The sequence below is a fragment of the Streptomyces hydrogenans genome, assembly GCF_014656075.1.
In the GTDB taxonomy this organism is placed as follows: Bacteria; Actinomycetota; Actinomycetes; order Streptomycetales; family Streptomycetaceae; genus Streptomyces; species Streptomyces hydrogenans.
On the sequence record NZ_BNBS01000005.1, the window covers coordinates 140,757 to 158,417 of the forward strand.

General features: G+C 73.3%; 14 protein-coding genes and 2 pseudogenes. 7 read left to right on the top strand and 9 right to left on the bottom strand.

Annotated elements, in window-relative coordinates; all coding sequences use genetic code 11:
- Positions 1–75 precede the first annotated feature (75 nt).
- Both IE321_RS04250 and IE321_RS04255 read left to right on the top strand, forming a co-directional pair.
- Positions 76–249 carry a hypothetical protein gene (locus IE321_RS04250; RefSeq protein WP_190221842.1) on the top strand — a complete coding sequence of 58 codons (174 nt, stop codon included), beginning with the start codon at positions 76–78 and terminating at the stop codon, positions 247–249.
- A gap of 806 nt (positions 250–1,055) precedes the next feature.
- Positions 1,056–1,733 (top strand): class I SAM-dependent methyltransferase, encoded by a 678-nt coding sequence (locus IE321_RS04255; RefSeq protein WP_190221843.1) that lies wholly within the window; start codon positions 1,056–1,058, stop codon positions 1,731–1,733.
- A 26-nt stretch (positions 1,734–1,759) separates the two neighbouring features.
- Here IE321_RS04255 and IE321_RS04260 read toward each other — a convergent pair whose 3' ends face one another.
- Positions 1,760–2,404 (bottom strand): TetR/AcrR family transcriptional regulator, encoded by a 645-nt coding sequence (locus IE321_RS04260; RefSeq protein WP_190221844.1) that lies wholly within the window; start codon positions 2,402–2,404, stop codon positions 1,760–1,762.
- Between the two features lie 173 nt (positions 2,405–2,577).
- Between IE321_RS04260 and IE321_RS04265 the strand changes: the two genes are divergently transcribed.
- A complete protein-coding gene (locus IE321_RS04265) occupies positions 2,578–4,011 on the top strand; it encodes an amidase (protein WP_190221845.1) in 1,434 nt (477 codons plus the stop codon).
- Between the two features lie 234 nt (positions 4,012–4,245).
- Here IE321_RS04265 and IE321_RS04270 read toward each other — a convergent pair whose 3' ends face one another.
- The 3 genes from IE321_RS04270 to IE321_RS04280 all read right to left on the bottom strand — a co-directional run bounded on the left by IE321_RS04270 (position 4,246) and on the right by IE321_RS04280 (position 7,016).
- Positions 4,246–4,581 carry an SDR family oxidoreductase gene (locus IE321_RS04270; protein WP_226652991.1) on the bottom strand — a complete coding sequence of 112 codons (336 nt, stop codon included), beginning with the start codon at positions 4,579–4,581 and terminating at the stop codon, positions 4,246–4,248.
- Between the two features lie 111 nt (positions 4,582–4,692).
- A complete protein-coding gene (locus IE321_RS04275) occupies positions 4,693–5,715 on the bottom strand; it encodes a zinc-dependent alcohol dehydrogenase family protein (protein ID WP_226652913.1) in 1,023 nt (340 codons plus the stop codon).
- Positions 5,716–5,858: 143 nt separating this feature from the next.
- Positions 5,859–7,016: an MFS transporter gene (locus IE321_RS04280; RefSeq protein WP_226652914.1), complete on the bottom strand. Its 1,158-nt coding sequence runs from the start codon at positions 7,014–7,016 to the stop codon at positions 5,859–5,861.
- 214 nt (positions 7,017–7,230) lie between these two features.
- Here IE321_RS04280 and IE321_RS04285 point away from each other — a divergent pair, with 214 nt between their 5' ends.
- Positions 7,231–8,181, top strand: a complete 951-nt coding sequence (locus IE321_RS04285; RefSeq protein ID WP_190221846.1) for a helix-turn-helix domain-containing protein — start codon at positions 7,231–7,233, stop codon at positions 8,179–8,181.
- A gap of 192 nt (positions 8,182–8,373) precedes the next feature.
- Here the strand turns inward: IE321_RS04285 and IE321_RS04290 are convergent, their stop codons facing one another.
- Together IE321_RS04290 and IE321_RS04295 are read right to left on the bottom strand one after the other, a co-directional pair.
- On the bottom strand, positions 8,374–9,543 hold the full coding sequence (locus IE321_RS04290; protein ID WP_190221847.1) for a twin-arginine translocation signal domain-containing protein: 1,170 nt from the start codon (positions 9,541–9,543) through the stop codon (positions 8,374–8,376).
- Between the two features lie 138 nt (positions 9,544–9,681).
- Positions 9,682–10,038 carry a DoxX family protein gene (locus IE321_RS04295; protein WP_190221848.1) on the bottom strand — a complete coding sequence of 119 codons (357 nt, stop codon included), beginning with the start codon at positions 10,036–10,038 and terminating at the stop codon, positions 9,682–9,684.
- 400 nt (positions 10,039–10,438) lie between these two features.
- Here IE321_RS04295 and IE321_RS04300 point away from each other — a divergent pair, with 400 nt between their 5' ends.
- Together IE321_RS04300 and IE321_RS04305 are read left to right on the top strand one after the other, a co-directional pair.
- Positions 10,439–11,431 (top strand): oxygenase MpaB family protein, encoded by a 993-nt coding sequence (locus IE321_RS04300; RefSeq protein WP_190221849.1) that lies wholly within the window; start codon positions 10,439–10,441, stop codon positions 11,429–11,431.
- Entirely contained in the window at positions 11,428–12,936 is a 1,509-nt protein-coding gene (locus tag IE321_RS04305; protein WP_190221850.1) for an aldehyde dehydrogenase family protein, read from the top strand. Before IE321_RS04300 ends, IE321_RS04305 begins: the two co-directional genes overlap by 4 nt.
- A 158-nt stretch (positions 12,937–13,094) precedes the next feature.
- On the opposite strand, the gene IE321_RS04310 is transcribed toward IE321_RS04305, so the two are convergent.
- A complete protein-coding gene (locus tag IE321_RS04310; RefSeq protein WP_043220917.1) occupies positions 13,095–13,721 on the bottom strand; it encodes a TetR/AcrR family transcriptional regulator in 627 nt (208 codons plus the stop codon).
- A gap of 88 nt (positions 13,722–13,809) precedes the next feature.
- Here IE321_RS04310 and IE321_RS04315 point away from each other — a divergent pair.
- Positions 13,810–14,950 (top strand): annotated as a pseudogene (locus IE321_RS04315) (acyl-CoA dehydrogenase family protein).
- Between the two features lie 136 nt (positions 14,951–15,086).
- On the opposite strand, the gene IE321_RS04320 reads toward IE321_RS04315, so the two are convergent.
- Together IE321_RS04320 and IE321_RS04325 are read right to left on the bottom strand one after the other, a co-directional pair.
- The gene (locus IE321_RS04320; RefSeq protein WP_190221851.1) at positions 15,087–16,931 is read right to left on the bottom strand and encodes an AMP-dependent synthetase/ligase; all 1,845 of its coding nucleotides are present in this window, start codon (positions 16,929–16,931) and stop codon (positions 15,087–15,089) included.
- Between the two features lie 177 nt (positions 16,932–17,108).
- Positions 17,109–17,661: pseudogene (locus IE321_RS04325) on the bottom strand (3-hydroxyacyl-CoA dehydrogenase); the annotation flags it as partial.

Below are 17,661 nucleotides of genomic sequence, written 5' to 3' on the forward strand. Positions count from 1 at the left end.
GGGCCGTGGCGACGGCCTCGGCCCGGTGCCGTCGACGACGAGCGGCGGGGCAAGGGCAAAGGGAGAGGCACGGGCGTGCGCGGGGTCGGGGAACGCGCCCACGCTGCGGCCGCCTCCTGGGTGATCGGTGCGGTGTTCGTCGTTGTGGGACCGGCCCTCGCCCTGGCCGTCCGCGAAACCGCCGCGCACGTCGCCCTTGAACGCGCCCGGCACGCCGCGCCGCCGCCCAGCGGCGAGGAGACGGCTTGAAGGCCACGTGCACGCGTACGTCCTGGCGCCGCCTGTGCCTGCTCTGCCCCGGCCAGGCCGGAGTGGTCGGCAACCTCGACGACGGTGTCACCTGGAGTGCCTGCCCGCTCCTCGGCACCAACCACGACCCACGCTTTCCCTCACGCCCGCTCTTCCCGCAGGGCGGCGCACAGTTTCTGCGCCTTCTCCGCGTCCCTCTTCACCGCCGCCCCGAGCCCGCGTCCTGGACGGCCTGATGGAGGCCGCGAAGAGTCTCGCCGCTGTCGGCCTCACCAGGGGCCCGTACTCGATCCTCTGGGGCATCGGCCGGATCACCACGGGCCACCTGGCCCACCGCGTCGACCGCAAACCGCTCATCGTCACGGGCACGCCGGGCCGGGCCGGTCTCGTCCCCGTCCTCGCCCTGATCAACCGTCCCTGGCGCGCCGGACTCCCTTCCGCGGTCATCCAGGGCCTCGACACCGCGTCGGTCCACTCGACACTCATCGCCTGCGACCACGCGCCCCCCTGTCGGGCCGACGCCGTGGGCACGTCGCCAGGAGCCCTCCTGGCCGACCGACCCGGCCTGATAGACCGCCGTGACCGTCGCGGCCGCCGTGCTCACCGCCGCCTCCGGCCCGCCCTCACCCGCTGGACCACCGGACACCGGCCCGGCGAAAGATGCCCCATGCCCGATGACGAGCGGCTGCTGACCGGCCGGGCCCACGGAAGCCGCGCCCGGGCATCACGTGAAGCGACCTCGCTCCGCCGTGCCTCCGTAGACTGGAGTGACCCCTGGCAGGGCTGCCGCAGAGGAGGCGGTCGACATGGCGCAATCGGTCAAGCCGCCGCCGTTCCGGCCGCACCCGTTCTTCGCCCGCTGCTACGCACGGCTCGCCGGTCCGGCTCTGGAGAAGGCGGGCGTGGCCGAGCACCGCGAGCGGCTTCTCGCCGGCCTGACGGGCGAGGTGATTGAGATCGGAGCGGGCAACGGTCTGAACTTCCCCCACTACCCGCCCGAAGTGACGCGTCTCGTCGCCGTCGAACCGGAGCCGAACCTCCGCGCACTGGCCAGGGACCGGGCCGCCACCTCTCCTCTCCCCCTGGAGGTGCACGAGGCCCGTGCCGAGCGGCTGCCCTTCCCCGACGCCTCCTTCGACGCGGCCGTGGCCTGCCTGACCCTCTGCTCCATCGCCGACCCGCCCGCGGCCCTCGCCGAGCTCCACAGGGTGCTCCGGCCAGGGGGACAGCTGCGGTTCTTCGAACACGTCCAGGCACGCACGAGCGGGATGCGGCGCCTCCAGCGCGTCCTCGACGCCACCGTCTGGCCACGTCTGATGGGCGGCTGCCACACCGGCCGCGACACTCTGGCGACCCTCACCGCCGCCGGCTTCACCCCGACCACGGTCGACCGCTTCGACTTCCCCGAGACCCGGCTCCCGACTCCGGCCGGCAGCCACATCCTTGGCACCGCCGTGCGCGGTGACCACGCGGGCGCCCCCTGACCCACCTGCTGACGGGGGCGTGGCGCTCACGCCCAGAGGCGCGCCAAGTGTGCGTGAAGGACGTCCTGCGCCTCGGGCGGGGTGAGGTGACCGATGAGGACGTGAGTGGTGAGCCCGTCCACGAGGGCGAGGAGGGTGCGGGCCTCGCGCCGCGGGTCGACGAGCGCGGCACGGTCAGCGCCTGCGTCGCCATCGCCATCGGCGCCCGCGTCGGATCCGGAGCCTGCTTCGGCATCGGCGGCTTCCGCGATCAGGCGGGTGAACGTCTCCTGCAGGGGCGCGTAGCTCGCGCGGAGGGTCGTGGCGAGCGTCTCGTTGACCGCCGCCTGCGCGACGAAGGCGAGCCAGACCCTGGCCTCGGCGCGGTGTTCCTCCCGGAGCAGCGAGATCTCGGTGGCCGCGTGCCCCAGCGCGGTGCCGGCCGACTGGGCCGGACTCCTGACGAGACGGGCCCGCACGCGCTCGCCGATCCTCTCGCCGATGTGCCCGAGGGTGAACACGAGCATCTCTTCCTTGGTGCGGAAGCACCGCTGTACGGCACCCATCGACACCTGCGCACGGGCGGCGACGTCGCGGAGGGTCACACCCTCCAGGCCGTGTTCGTCGGCGAGATGACACACGGCCTCGGCGATGAGGCGGCGGCGGCTCACGTGATCCACCTGCTTGGGCATCCCTGGTGCCTCTCTTTCACGGCTCGCTGTTCACGACTCACACGCTTTCCGCTTCGCGGACTTCCGCGTCGCAGCGCGCGGCCCGACTTTATCCGATGCGAGCGCATCGATTCCAGGCTACGGTTGCCGTTCCGATGCGAGCGCATCGGAACGTAGGGGAGGATGGTGCAGTCATGCGGGACGCCCTGTGGAAGCTGTCGGCCGCCGAGCAGGCGGAGGCCGTGCGCAACGCGGAGGTCTCGGCCGTCGAACTGGTCGACAGCCACCTGGAGCGCATCGCCGAGGTCAACCCGCGGGCGAACGCGGTCACGCAGCTGCTCGCGGAGCGCGCCCGCGAGGACGCGGCGCGGACGGACCGCCGGCGGGCCGCCGGCGAAACGTTGGGACCGCTCGCGGGCGTGCCCTTCACGGTGAAGGAGTCCATCGCCGTCGAAGGCGTGCCGACGACGTTCGGGGTGGAACGCTTCCGCGATCTGGTGGCGTCGGCCGACGCGCCCCCGGTGGCACGGCTGCGCGCGGCGGGAGCCGTCCCGATCGGGCACAGCAACATCCCCACCCTGATCCTGGCGGGGATGCACACGCGCAGCGAGCTGTTCGGCGACACGGTCAATCCGTGGGACGGCGGCCGGACCCCGGGCGGCAGCAGCGGAGGTGACGCGGTGGCCGTCGCCACGGGCATGGCTGCGATCGGGCTCGGCAACGACTCCGGCGGATCAGTGCGCGTCCCGGCCCAGTTCTGCGGCGTGGCCGGGCTGAAGCCGTCCACGGGCAGGTTCCCCGCCGACCACCGCTTCCTCGGCCCGGACGACCCGGGCCCGGCGTCCCAGCTGCTGGTCACCGACGGCCCGCTGGCCCGGACCGTGGGCGACCTCCGCCTCGCGTACGAGGTGCTGACCGGGACCGATCCGCGGGACCCGCGGGCCGTACCGGTGCCCGCGTACGGCGAGCCCCTCCCGGGGCCCGTGAAGGTCGCGGTCGTGACGGACCCCGGCGGGCACGGCGTCCACCCCACGGTCCGAGGAGCCGTCGCCGCCGCGGCCGACGCGCTGCGCGACGCCGGGTACGAGGTGCGCGAGGTGCGGGACGTACCGCGCATGGACGAGGCCCTTGAGGCGTACGGCCGGATCACCGCGACCGAGTTCGCCCCGTCGTGGCCGGCCGTGCGCGGACTACTCGGCGAGGGCGGCGACCGCTACCTCGAGATGGCGATGGAGCGGACCCCTCCCGCGAGCGCGGCCGAGTTCATGCACCTGATGGGCCTCTGGATGAACATCCGCCGCTCCTGGGCCGAATTCCTCGACGCCTACCCGCTGTTGCTCGGCCCGGTCTTCACCGAACCGCCGGTCGAGCCGGGGCTGGAGTCACGGGACCGGTCGGGCCGGGACCGCGTCGCGTCGGGAATGCGCCTGTGCACCGTGAGCAGTTTCGTCGGCGTACCAGGCGTGGCCGTGCCGACCGGGACGGCCGACGGACTCCCCACGGGAGTGCAGATCATCGGCCGCGCCTTCCGGGAAGACCTGTGCCTGGACGCGGCCCAGGCGATCGAGGACCGACTCGGGGTCCTCACGCCGATCGACCCCATCGGCCGATCGACCCCATCGGCTTGATCGGCTTGATCGGCTTGATGGTCCGATCGACGCCCCTCGGATGACGCGCCCACCCGGCTTCGGCGGGTGGGCGCGTCATCCGAGGCCGGCGACGCCCGGCCGCCCTCAGTCCGAGAACTGCGCCAGGTGCCGAAGGACTTCACGCGCGGACTCGCCCTCCTCCGCGGTGAGCGGAACCGCGGCGGGCCGCGGAAAGCGCTCCGGATGTCTTCACACTGTGAGGGCGGGCCCCCATCAGTGGACGGTGAAGCCGCCGTCGGCGGGGAGAGCTGTTCCGATGACGAAGCCGGCGCCGGGGCCGCACAGCCACAGGGCGGCGTCGGCGATCTCGTCGGCGGCGCCCAGGCGGCCGATGGGCTGCTGCTCCACGATGTCGACCATGGCGGCGGCCTGTTCCTCGGCGGCCACGTCGCAGCCGAGGCCGAGGGCCCGGTGGCCGGCGTCGGTCAGGTCCTCGGACGCTCGCTCGGCGGCCCTCCGGTCGAGGTCGGCGAGGACGACGGCAGCGCCGGCCCGGGCGAAGGCGCGGGCGGTGGCCAGGCCCATGCCGGAGGCTGCGCCGGTGACCAGGGCGACCTGCCCGGTGAAGTCGCAGGTGGGTTCATCAGGGGAGAGTCCTGTTTCGGGGTGGGATGCGTGACTGGGTTGCGCGACGCCGGTCGCGGCGCCGCGCGGGATGGTTCAGGGGCGCAGGAGCACCTTGGTGGCGCGGCGTTCGTCCATGGCCTTGTAGCCCTCGGCGGCCTGATCGAGCGGGAGTTCGAGGTCGAAAACCTTGCCGGGGTCGATCTCGCGGTCCCAGATGAGCTGGATCAGGTCGGGCAGGAACCGGCGGACGGGGGCCGGGCCGCCTTCCATGTGGATGCCGGCGAGGAACAGGTCGAAGCCGGGAATGTGGACGTCGTAGTTGACGCCGACGAAGCCCATGTGGCCGCCGGGCCGGGTGGCCCCGATCGCCTGCATGGTGGATTCGCGGGTGCCGACGGCCTCGACGACCGAGTGCGCGCCGAGTCCGCCCGTGAGCTCCTTGATCTTCGCCACTCCCTCGTCGCCGCGTTCCTCGACGATGTCGGTGGCGCCGTAGAAGCGGGCCAGCTTCTGTCGTTCGGGGTGGCGGGACATCGCGATGACGCGCTCCGCGCCCAGCTGCCGGGCGGCCAGGACCGCCATCAGGCCGACGGCGCCGTCGCCGACGACGGCGACGGTCCTGCCGGGGCCGGCCTCGGCGGCGACCGCGCCGTACCAGCCGGTGCCCAGCACGTCGGAGGCGGCCAGCAGGGAAGGGATCAGGTCCTCGTCGGGCTGTCCCGGGGTGGCGACGAGGGTTCCGTCCGCGTAGGGGATGCGGGCCTTCTCGGCCTGGGTGCCGATCGTCCCGGCCACGAACTGGCGGTGCACGCAGCCGGACTGGTAGCCCGCCCGGCAGATCTCGCAGGTGTTGTCGGAGATGACGAACGAACCGACGACGAAGTCACCGACCTTCACGGTCCTCACCTCGGAGCCGACCTCTTCCACGACGCCGACGTACTCATGGCCCATGGCCGTGTGGTCGGCGGGCTCGATCCCTCGGTACGGCCACAGGTCGGAACCGCAGATGCACGTCGCGGTCAGCTTCACGATCGCGTCGGTGGGCTCGATGATCCGCGGGTCCTCGCGTTCCTCGACCCGGACGTCTCCGGCGGTGTGCATGACCACTCCACGCATGGTGGCTCTCCTTGCTTCGTGTTTCCGGCGCCTCGGGCGCCTGTGTGAGACCAGGAAGGCATGACTTCCTGATGAATGAGGGGAAATGTTCCGGTGTGGCGTTGCCGGTGGTGGCGACGTCCCGCGGTCTCGCGGTCGGCGTCCTAGCCGGCGGCGGGCTGGGCGCGACGCCCCTGGACGAGCGCGAGGGTGAGGGTGGGGATGAGGGCCACCGCGGCCATGGCGGCGCCGATCACGGCCGGCCCGGCGGTGTGGAAAGGCGAGTCGAGGGCGAGTCCGGCGATCCAGGAGCCGGCCGCGGTGCCCAGGTTGAACGCCGACACGGTCAGGGCCGAGCCCAGCGTGGGGGCCCTGCCCGCGAAGCGGACGCCGAGGGCGATCAGGACCGGGGTGCCGAGGAAGCCGACCAGCCCGAGCAGGGCGACCAGCGCCACCGTCGGGGCGGCGAAGCCTGACAGCAGGCCGAGCGCCGCCAGGACCACCGCGGCCGACGCCGCAGCCTTGATCGTGGTCGCGTACGGGCGGACATCGCCGAGACGACCGCCCACGAGGAAGCCGGCCAGGGCGCCGGCACCGAATCCGACGAGGACGAGCGGCACGAGACCCGCGGCGATTCCCGCCCGGTCGGTGAGCAGCGGGGCGATGTAGGTGTACGTGCCGAGCACGCCGGCACTCGTGGCGGCGCAGGCCGCCAGCACCAGCCAGAGTCGGCCCGAGCGCAGCGCGGACAGCTCCGAGAGGATCGACACCGTCTGCCCGCCGCGGGGCTCGTGCGGGACCCGGCGCGCGATCAGCGCCACCGCGGCCACCGCCAGGACGGCCAGTATCCAGAAGGGGCCGCGCCAGCCCATCAGCTGCCCGGCGAACGCGCCGAGCGGCACGCCGACGACATTGGCGAGCATGGCCCCGGAACCGACCACGCCCACGGCGCGCGAGCTCGCGGCCGGGCCGGCCGCCCGGGTGGCCACGACGTTCGCCACCGCCCAGAACGCTCCGGTCGCCAGCGCGGTCAGGAACCGCGCGGCGAGCAGCAGGCCGAACCCGTCACCGACAGCGGCGATGACATGACCCGCGGCGAAGACGCCCAGGGCCAGCATCAGCGTCATGCGGGCGGGCAGCCGCAGCGTCAGCATCGACATCAGCGGCGCGCCGATGATCATTCCGACCGCGAAGACGGTGATCGCGAGGCCGGCACGGGCCACGCTCACCCGTAGGTCGTCCGCGATCTCCGGCAGCAGACCCGCCACCACGAATTCGGTCGTGCCCATCAGGAAGGTCCCCAGGGCCAGCACGTAGATCACGGCGGGAAGCCGACGGGAGGCGGATGGCCGTTCCGCGGCACGATCGTCGACGGAGGCGGGGAGGGTCGCTCCTTGCACGGTGGGGCTCCAAGAGGTGTCGCTGCGGGGTCGTCCATCCCAGGGAACCGGTATCCACGCAGGTCAGAAAGGTCGCGCTTATAGGGGGTACAAGCTCCACCTCCCTTCCCGGCGGAACGCGCCTACCGTGAAAGACATGGACAAGCGACCCGACAACCGCTCCGACATCCGCGACTTCCTCGCCAGTCGGCGCGCCAGGATCACACCGGAGCAGGCCGGGCTGCCCACCAGCGGCCGGCGCCGCGTCCCCGGCCTGCGGCGGGAGGAGGTCGCCGTTCTCGCCGGTGTCAGCACCGAGTGGTACACACGCCTGGAGAAGGGCCACATCAACGGCGTGTCCGAAGACGTCCTCGACGCGGTCGCCCGCGCGCTCCACCTCGACGACGACGAGCGCACCTACCTCTTCGACCTCGCCCGCGCCGCCCAGCCGGCCGGCCGCGCACCCCGGCGCCGCAAGGCCGTCGACCTCCCGCCCCGCGTCCAGTGGCTGCTCGACTCCATGACCCTGTCCGCGGCCTTCGTCACCAACGGTCGCCTCGACATCGTCGCCACCAACGCACTCGCCCGGGCGGTCCTGTCACCGATGTTCCACAGCGACACGGCCGACGAGCAGGGCCGCCCCAACTGCGCTCGCTACTACTTCCTCGACCCGGGCGCGCGGCACTTCGTCGCCGACTGGGACCAGGCCGTCACCATCACCACCGCTCTGCTGCGCGCCGAGGCCGGCCGTTACCCGAACGACAGGGCACTGCGGGAACTCATCGGAGAGCTGTCCACTCTGAGCACCGAGTTCCGCACCCTCTGGGCCGCCCACGACGTCCGCATCCACCACGGCGGCGTCAAATCCTTCCACCATCCCGACGCCGGACCGCTGGAACTCACCTACCAGCCGCTGGACCTGCCCCTCTCCACCCGCGAGGCGCACTCCCTGACCATCTACACCGCCGAGCCCGGCACCCCTGACGAAGACCGGCTCAAACTCCTCGCCAGCCTGGCGGCCACCCCGAACGGCCCCCGGGCACGGCTTTCCCCTTCCGCCGCGGACCCCCGGGACAGGGCGACCGACACCGGCGACGCACCTGAGTAGCGGCGCTGGGGGCCGCCGACCGCACGCCCGCGGTGCGATGCCCGTGCCTCCACGACTCGCTCGGCCCACGTGCCGGTGCGACACCGGGCGCCGGCCTGCAGCCCCGACGGTCACCGGCTCGCCGTGGCCGGCCAGGCGCATCAGGTCGAGCTGGTGCGATGGACCTGGCCCGCTCCCGGAGCGCGGCCGGGCTCAGAGGTCGTACGCCGCTCCGCCCCGTCGCGGCTCCTGGCCCCTGCGGGTGACGGGACAGGCGCCGTTTCCGTCTCCGCCCGGTGGGACGTACGCCGGCGCGCCCGGTTCCGGGGTGCCCAGCTGGTCCAGGATCTCGTCGGCGAGGAGGTCCTGGGGGCCCTTGAGGGCGTCTGCGGCCGCACGGTCCGAAGGGAACACCAGCTCGGCCGCGATGTTGTCCTGGACGATCCGGGCGAGGTTGTCCAGGGCCACGAAGACCGGGTCCGAGGGCGGCTCGGCGGTCGGCAGGTCGATCAGGTGGGTGGCCACCTTCGCGGGGTTCATGCACGGCCCGATGATGATCGAGTTCTGGTTGAGTTCGGACGTGGCCCACTGGGACAGGACCACCGTGTACAGGTCCCGCCACGCCTCCTCGCCGATCCGGGCGCGCCACCTCCGCAGGACGCCCTGGACGCCCGTGATCTGAGCCTCGGCCGCGTACCGCATGGTGGTGCGGATGCCCGCGTACACGCTCCGGGAGAAGTCCTCGAAGGACCTGATGTCGAAGGAGCGGGCCTCGGTGGAGACCTTGACGAACGCCAGCGCGCCGTCGAGCACCTGCGCGCAGGAGGCCGCCGCCTCCGGCGGGATGCCGGCCCGGTCGAGGTGCCGCCGCGCCGCGGCCAGGGTGTCGGCGTACTGCCGCAGGGGGGCGATCCAGTCGGTGGACGTCGTGTCCCTGAACGCGAGCATGGCGAGGTCGTGCGGATCGATGCGGTCGGCGCCGGGGATGTTCGGGACCCGGCCGCTCAGGTGGGGCGCGATGATCGCGAAGACGCCGAGCGGCGCGTGGGCGACGGACTTCGCCAGCTCGAACACCTCCCCGACGGGGTGCAGCGACTCCTGCGTGCCGTCGTGGACGAGGGTGAACCTCCCGCCCTTGGCGTCGTTCTGGACCACGAGGACGGGACTGAGCCGGGCGATCAGATCCGCCTTGAGCGCGGCGTAGTGCGACCGCATCCCGCTGTTGACGGCCACGATCGCGTCACGCGCCCGCGCCCGGCGCACGTCCGGTGCGCCGACGGCGGGTGACCCGCGCCCGTCCTCGGCCGCCGCCGGTGAGGCCGTGAGGCCCGCCAGGACGCCGGCCGCGGTGGTACGGCCGAGAAAGCTCCTGCGTGTGGTCATGCTCCGCCTTTCGTCTGGGCCCCCGCGCGAGACGAGGCGGGGGCGGGCACCGACGCGCCGGTGTTCCCGGCAGACGGAGAACGACCCCGGGCACCCGCACGCATCGGCTCGGCGCGGATCGGGTGAGCGGCCGCCCGGTCACAGCTGGCCGTGCTGGGCGAGGTTGAGGGCCAGCGTGGCCGCGGGAAGGCAGAAGAAGAGGAGCCACCCGCCCAACTCGTGGTCCCGTACCCGCAGATGGGTCCAGAGGGCGCCGAGGAAGTACAGCACGAGGCCTGCGGCGGCGAGCGCGCCCAGCGCGGGCACGGCCAGGCCGGCCAGCAGGCCCAGGGCGCCCGAGCCCAGGAGGATGCCGAGCGGCCGCATCCAGGAGCGGGGGACGCCCAGCTTGTCCGCCTGGCTCTTCGGATAGTCGTGTCCGATGAGGTTGGCGACGGCGGCCAGGCCGTTCACGGCCGAGGTGAGGAGGGTGGCGACGAGATAGGCGGCGAACACGTGAGTCTCCTTGGTCCTGTGCTGGGAACACCTGCTGGTGGTTCACCCCATGGACCGGTCAGGGCCCTGATGTGTGACGGCCGGATCGATGCCACCGTCACTCCCCCGTTCCTGTCCGGCCCCGCCGGGTCACACCGCCCGCACCGTGCGGCGCATGGCGCACGGATTGCGCTTGAACTCACTGAGCAAGCAACACACATGACGACCTATCAGATGCTGCGAGTCGAACCCCACGGCTTCGCCCCCGCTCCGGCACTTCCTCCCTCCCGGAGGCTTGACGCCCGATGAAACAAGTCAATAGTTTCCGTATCATCGACTCTTCGGGGGTGACCCCCGTGGAACCCGGAATCCAGTCGCACCGCGCGCCGGTGGCCGTGGTGCCGTGCAGGAGGGATCGCGCATGGGGCGGTACAGCCGGCTTCGGCTCATCCGGCGGATGGATCCGGAGCGGGACTTCGAGCAGATCTTCCGGTGGATCACGCAGTACGAGTTCCCCCGCGACTACCTCCACGGCACGTCGATCGCCTTCCTGCGGGACTACGGCGTGCCGCGCATCTCGCAACTACTTGATCGCACGCAGGAGTTCGAGCGGGCGGGGCAGAAGCGGTACGACGACACGGTGCTGATCGCGTACGAGATGGTGCGCGCGGGGATGGACTCGGAGGAGGGGCGGACGGCGGCACGGCATCTGAACCGCATCCACGGGCGGTACCGGATCCCGAACGAGGACTTCCTCTACGTGCTGGCCACGACGGTGGTCGGGCCGAAGCGGTGGATCGACCGGTTCGGGTGGCGCCGGCTGTCCGCGCAGGAGACCGAGAGCCTGGCGCTGGTGGGGCGGCGCATGGGCGAGATGATGGGGATCTCCGGCGTGCCCGGCACGTACGCCGGGTTCGAGCGGCTCCATGACGCGTACGAGCGGGAGATGTTCGCGTACGACCCCGCCAACCGCAGGGTCGCCGCGGCGACCCTGCGGGTCATGGGCTCCTGGTACCCGGCGCCGCTGCGCCGGGTGGCGACCCGCGTCGTGCTCGCCGTGCTGGACGAGCCCCTGCTCCGCGCCCTGGGGTTCCGGCCGCAGCCCGCGTGGCTGCGGGGAGCGGTGCGACGTGGGTTCCGCGTCCGGGCCGGGCTGATCCGGCTGCTTCCCGCCCGGCCGGAGTGGTTACCCCGCAAGCCCGAGGCGCGCAGCTACCCCTTCGGCTGGACCCTCGACGACCTGGGCCCCCACTGGGCCCACTCCCGCCCCCTCCTGCCTCTCCACGACGAGGCGCCCGAGGAGCGGCCGGACGAGCGGCCGGGCGACACGTCGAACGCACCGCCGCCGCCGGCGGCGGGATCCGCCCCCGCCACGCCCTCCCCCGCCCGCGCCATCCGTCAGGAGCCCCGATGACCGACACCACCACCTCCGCCGCCGCACCGGGCGCCGCGGTCTTCACCACCCGCTCCCCCGCCGCCGGAGAGCCGCTCGCCGAGCATCCGGTGGACGGGCCGGAAGCGGTCGCGCGGGCCGTGGAGCGGGGGCGGGCCGCGCAGGCCGGGTGGGCGGCGCTGCCCGCGTCCCGGCGGCGCGGCCACCTGCTGGCCTGGAAGAAGGCGCTCGCCACCGAGCTGGACGCCGTGGCCCGCAGCATCGCGGAGGAGACCGGCAAGCCGGCCGGCGACGCGGCCCTGGAGGTGGTGCTCACGCTGGAGCACCTGGCCTGGGCCGCGCGTCACGCCGATCGCGTGCTGCGGCGGCGCAGGGTGGGTTCGGGGCTGTTCACCGTCCATCAGCGGGCCTCGCTGGTGCACCGGCCGCTGGGGGTCGTCGGGGTGATCGGGCCCTGGAACTATCCCTTGTACACCCCGATGGGTTCCGTCGGGTACGCCCTGGCGGCGGGCAACGCGGTGGTCTTCAAGCCGTCCGAGCTGACCCCGGGCACCGGCGTGCTGATGGCGCGGCTGTTCGACAGCGCGGTGCCCGAGCACGCCGGACTGCTGGGGGTCGTCACCGGACCGGCGTCCACGGGGGACGCCCTCGCCCGGTCGGGGGTCGACAAGCTGGCCTTCACGGGTTCGCCGGGGACCGCCCGGAAGGTGATGGCCGTCTGCGCGGAGACGCTGACGCCGTTCCTCGCCGAATGCGGCGGGAAGGACGCCGTGATCGTCACCGCGGACGCCGACCTGGACGCGGCCGCCGACGCGATCGTGTGGGGCGCGCTGAGCAACGCCGGGCAGACCTGCGCGGGGGTGGAGCGCGTCTACGCGGTACGGGAGGTCCACGCGGCGCTGTGCGAGCGCGTCGTCGAGCGGGCCGGGGCGCTGCGCACGGGAGCGGGTCAGGAGGCCGCCTACGGTCCGATGACGCTTCCGGGGCAGGTCGGGATCGTCGAGCGGCACGTGAGCGGTGCGGTCGCGGAGGGGGCCCGGGCGCTCCTCGGCGGGCCGGAGTCGGTGCGCGCGCCGTTCGTCTCGCCGGTGGTGCTGGCCGGGGTGCCGGAGGGGGCGGCGGCGATGACCGAGGAGACCTTCGGTCCGGTGGTGGCGATCAACGAGGTGGCCGACGTGGACGAGGCGGTGGAGCGGGCGAACGCCTCCCGCTACTCCCTGGGTGCCGCCGTGTTCTGTGGCGGCGGGCGGGCCGGAGCGGCGATCGCGGCGCGGCTGCGCGCCGGGGCGGTGTCGGTGAACTCGGTGCTGGGGTTCGCGGCCGTGCCGGCGCTGCCGTTCGGGGGCGCGCAGGAGTCCGGCTTCGGGCGGATCCACGGCGAGGAGGGGCTGCGCGCCTTCACCGCCGTGCAGTCGACGACGGTGCAGCGGTTCGCCCCGCCGATCGCGCTGACCTCGTTCGCGGTTCCGGCGGCGATGCGGGACCGGGCGGTGCGGCTCGCCCGGTCGCTGCACCGGCGCCGCTGAGCGGCCCCGCGGCGGTCCAGGCCGCCGCGCGGGTCGGTCGGTCGTCCACCGCCGTGCGTCACTGCCCGCCGGCCGCAGGGGGAGCCCTGTCGGCGGGTGCGGGAGTCCTCGCGGCCGTACGGCGGTTCCGCGGGGCCGGGCGGGAGCCGCCCGGCCCGTCAGGCGTCCAGGAGCGGGGCGAGGTAGCGGCGGGCGAAGGCCCGGGCCTGCTCCTCGTCCTCCATCTCGATGCAGCTGGCGGGGTTGAGCAGGAAGGAGACGGCGACCCGCACCATCAGCTCGGCGAGCGGGCGCGGGTCCTCGTCGGCACGGCCCTCGACCTGCTGCGCGCGGCGCAGATGGGCCGTCAGGTACTCGACCGTGGCCGAGAGCGAGAAGCCGCCCTGCACGGTCAGATACGGCAGCACCAGCTCGGGTTCGAGGCGCAGCAGGCCGCCGAAGAGCGGATGGGCGCGGGTGTGCCGCAGGGCGACCACGAAGCCCTCGACGACCCTCTCCTCCATGGTCGGCAGCGGGGCCACCCGCGCGTCGAGGTGCTGGAAGAAGCGGTTGAGCTCGCGCAGCAGGGTGGCTTCGACGAGCTTGTCCTTGGACTGGAACCGCCGGAAGACGGTGACGCGCGAGACCCCGGCGCGCTTGGCCACGTCGTCCACCGAGGAGCGGCGCAGCCCCAGCAGGCTGAACTGCTCCAGTGCGGCGTCGAGGATCCTGCGCGCGGTCGGGTCCTCGACCTCCGGCCGGGCGACGGCCGTGGTGGGGCCCGAGTGGTCGGTGTCGGTACTCATGGCGCTCACGATACCGGCGAACCCCTGCCGTAGAGACGATGAAACGCTTATCGTAAATCCGTCACATCACTGAGCGCGGGAGGATCTGATGGGCAGTCGCCTCACCGAGGAGCAGGCCGACTTCGTCGCGGCCGTGCGTGATTTCGCCAAGCGGGAGTGCGGCACGCGGGAGCAGCGCGACGCGCTGACCTCGGGCGGCCGCGAGGCCCACGACCCCGCGCTGTACGGCAGGCTCGCCGAGCTCGGCTGGCTGGGGGTGTGCCTGCCGGAGGAGTACGGGGGCGCAGGCGGCGGACTGGCCGACGCCTGCCTCTTCCTGGAGGAGACCTCGTACGGCATGGTCCCCGCCGGGGGCTTCATCACCACGGTCATCGCGGCGAAGGCGTACGAGAGGTTCGGCTCCGAGCGGCAGCGCGCCGAGGTGCTGTCCGGTGCGGTGCGCGGCGACGTCCTGGCCATCGCCATGTCGGAGCCGGGGGGCCGGCTCGGACGTGGGGGCGCTGCGCTGCCGGGCGCGGCGGCAGGACGACGGCACCTGGCTGGTGGACGGCCAGAAGACCTGGATCTCCAACGCGCACTGCGCGCGGCACATCCTGCTGGTGGCGCGCACCGGCGAGGACAAGCACGGCGGACTGACGATGTTCCACCTGCCCGCCGGCACCCCGGGCGTGGAGACCCGGCGCATCGACACCATGGGCGGCCGGGAGGTCAACGACGTCTTCCTCACCGGCGTGCGGCTGCCGGCGGACGCGGTCGTCGGCGAGGTGGACCACGGCTGGCGGCAGCTGATGGCCGGGCTCAACCACGAGCGGCTGTTCCTGGCCGCGAACATGCTGGGCCTGGCCCGCCGCGCCTTCGACGACACGGTCGCCTATGTCCGGGAGCGCGAGCAGTTCGGGCGCCCGGTCGGCTCCTTCCAGGCCCTGCGGCACCGGATCGCCGACCTCGCCACCGAGATCGAGTGCACCCGGCTGCTGGTGCGGGAGACCGCCCTGGACTGCGACGCGCAGCCGGACCGGCTCTTCCCGCGCGAGGCGTCCATGGCCAAGCTGAAGGCGACCGAGGTCGCCAAGCGGGCGGCGCTGGAGGGCATGCAGATGATGGGCGGCTACGGCTACACCACGGAGTTCGGCATGGAACGGCACCTGCGGGCGGCCGTGGTGTCGACGGTCTACGGCGGGACCAGCGAGATCCAGCGGGACGTCATCGGGAAGACCTACGGCCTCTGAGGAGTCGTGGGCGCACACCGTCGAGGCCGCCCCGGGAGGGGACGGCCTCGACGGCTGCCGGGTGCGCGGCGAGTTCCCCGGACCCGGCCGATCCCGGCCCGGGCGCCGGGCCTTCCGCCCCGCCGGCCCGGCCTCCTCAGCTTTCGTACAGTCCGGAGAGCGAGTCGGCGTACCTCTCCCGGATGATCCGGCGCCGCATCTTCAGCGACGGGGTCAGCTCGCCGGTCGCCGGCCCCCACTCCTCGGTGAGCAGCTCGTACCGCTTGACCTGCTCGCTGCGGCTGAGCCGGGCGTTGGCCGCGGCGACCCCGCGCTCGACCTCCGCCCTGATCCCGGGGTGCGCGGCCAGGGCGGCCAGTCCCCCGTCCGTCCTGATGCCGTGGGCGGTGGCCCAGGCGGGGGCGGCCTCCGCGTCGAGCACCAGCAGGGCGACGAGGTAGGAGCGGTTGTCGCCGTGCACCAGGGCCTGGCCGATCAGCGGGTGCGTCTTCAGCGCGTTCTCCACCAGGGCCGGGGAGACGTTCTTGCCGGTGGAGGTGATGATCATCTCCTTCTTCCGGTCGGTGAGCCAGAGATAGCCGTCGTCGTCCATCCTGCCGATGTCGCCGGTGGCCAGCCAGCCGTCGGCGTCCAGGACCGAACGCACCGAGCCGTCGGGCTGCAGGTAGCCGGAACAGACGGACGCGCCGCGGACGAGGATCTCGCCGTCCTCGGCGACGCGGACCTCCACGGACTCCACCGGGCGTCCCACCGAGCCGAGCCGGAATCCGGCCCGGGGGCTGTTGCTGGTGGCCACCCCGGTGGTCTCCGTCATCCCCCAGGCGTCCATGATGACGATCCCGAAACCCGCCCAGAACCTGACCACGTCGACGGACATGGGCGCCGACGCGCTGGCCGACCAGGTGACGCGGTCCAGGCCGGCGGCGGCGAGCATGGGGAGCAGCACGTCCTCGCGGACCCGGGCGTACCGCTCCTCCAGCTTCGCGGACGGGGTCTCGCCGCGCTCCCGGTGGGCGACGTGTTCCCGGGCGACCTCGAAGGCGTCGTCGATGACCGCCCGCTGGTCGTCGGGCATCAGCGAGAGCAGGCCCCGCACGGCGGCGGACAGCTTCTCCCAGATCCTCGGGACGCCGAAGAACTGTGCCGGGCGCACCTTGCGCACCACGGCGGCGACACCCGTCGGATCGGCGCAGAGATAGACGTGGGAGGCCCGGTGGCAGGGCAGGTAGATGCCCAGCATGCGCTCCGCGATGTGGGCGAAGGGCAGGTAGCAGATGTGCTCGACGTGCGGCGGCAGCTCCACCACGGCGTCCAGGGCCAGCGCGTTGGACATCACCTGACGGTGGGTGAGGACGACGCCCTTGGGCTCCCCGCTGGTGCCGGAGGTGTAGACGACGGTCAGCGGGTCCTCGGGGCGGGCGGTGTCCAGTGCCGTGTCGAACCCCTCCGGGACGGGCTCGCGGAGCAGAGCGGCGTACGGGACGTGGTCGCCCTCCTCGCCCGGCTCGGCCACCACCAAGTGCTCCAGGGGGGTGTCGGGGTCCGTCAGCAGCCGCTCCCACACGGCTGTCCGGTCCGCGCCCTCGACGACGGCCAGGCGGGCCCGGCAGTTGCGGGCGATGTGGGTGATCTGCTCGGGGGCGGCGGTGCCGTAGACGCTGACCGGGACCGCGCCCAGGCGGACCAGCGCCAGATCGGTCAGCCAGTGCTCGGACCGGTTGGACATCATCAGCAGGACGTGGTCGCCGCGGCCGACGCCGAGGGCGCGGTAGCCCGCGGCGAGGCTCCGGGTGTGCTCGTGGATGCCGGCCCAGCTGAAGGTGGTCCAGTTGCCGTCCGGGCCGTTCGCCTGCCAGGACAGCCCGGGGAGTCCGGGGTAGTCGCGTGCGTTGCGCGCGAGCAGCTGCGGCAGGGTGCGGTCGCCCGGGTCACCGGGCAGATCGTCCGGCCGGCCGGCTCTGGTGCGGGGCGCTGATGTCATCGGGGCCTCCTTGCGGGGAGCGGAAGGGAAGGGCGGGCGTGCGGACGACGCGGCGCGGCCGGCCCCGGCCCCCGACCCCCGGTCACAGTCGGGAGTCGGGAGTCGGGATTCGGGAGTCGGGAGTCGGGAGTCGGGAGGGACCGGTCGGCGGTGGAGGGGATGCGGGAACGGCGGAGGTCAGGCGTCGGTGAAGGTCTCGGCCCGTTCGGCCTTGCGGAGCAGCAGCTCCGGCGGGAGGAAGCGCTCGCCGTGCCGGTCGGCCAGTTCGCGGGCGCGGGCCACGAAGCCGGGGAGGCCGCCCTCGTACCCGTTGACGTACTGGAGCACGCCGCCCGTCCACGGCGGGAAGCCGATGCCGAGGAGGGAGCCCACGTTGGCGTCCGCCACCGAGGCGAGCACGCCCTCCTCCAGGCACCGGACCGCGTCCAGCGCCTCCGCGAAGAGCATCCGCTCGGAGAGTTCCGTCAGGTCCGCGGGCTGCTTCGCCGGGTCCGTGAAGTGTTCGCGCAGCCCCGGCCAGAGCCGGGTGCGGCGCCCGTCGGCGTACTCGTAGAAGCCCGCGCCGCCGGAGCGCCCGGGGCGGCCGAAGTCGTCGATCATGCGGTCCACCACCGCGTCCGCCGGGTGTGGCACCCAGCGGGCGCCGGTCGCCTCCGCGGCGCGACGGTTCTCCTCGCGGATCTTGCGCGGGAGGGTGAGGGTCAGCTCGTCCATGAGGGAGAGGACCTTC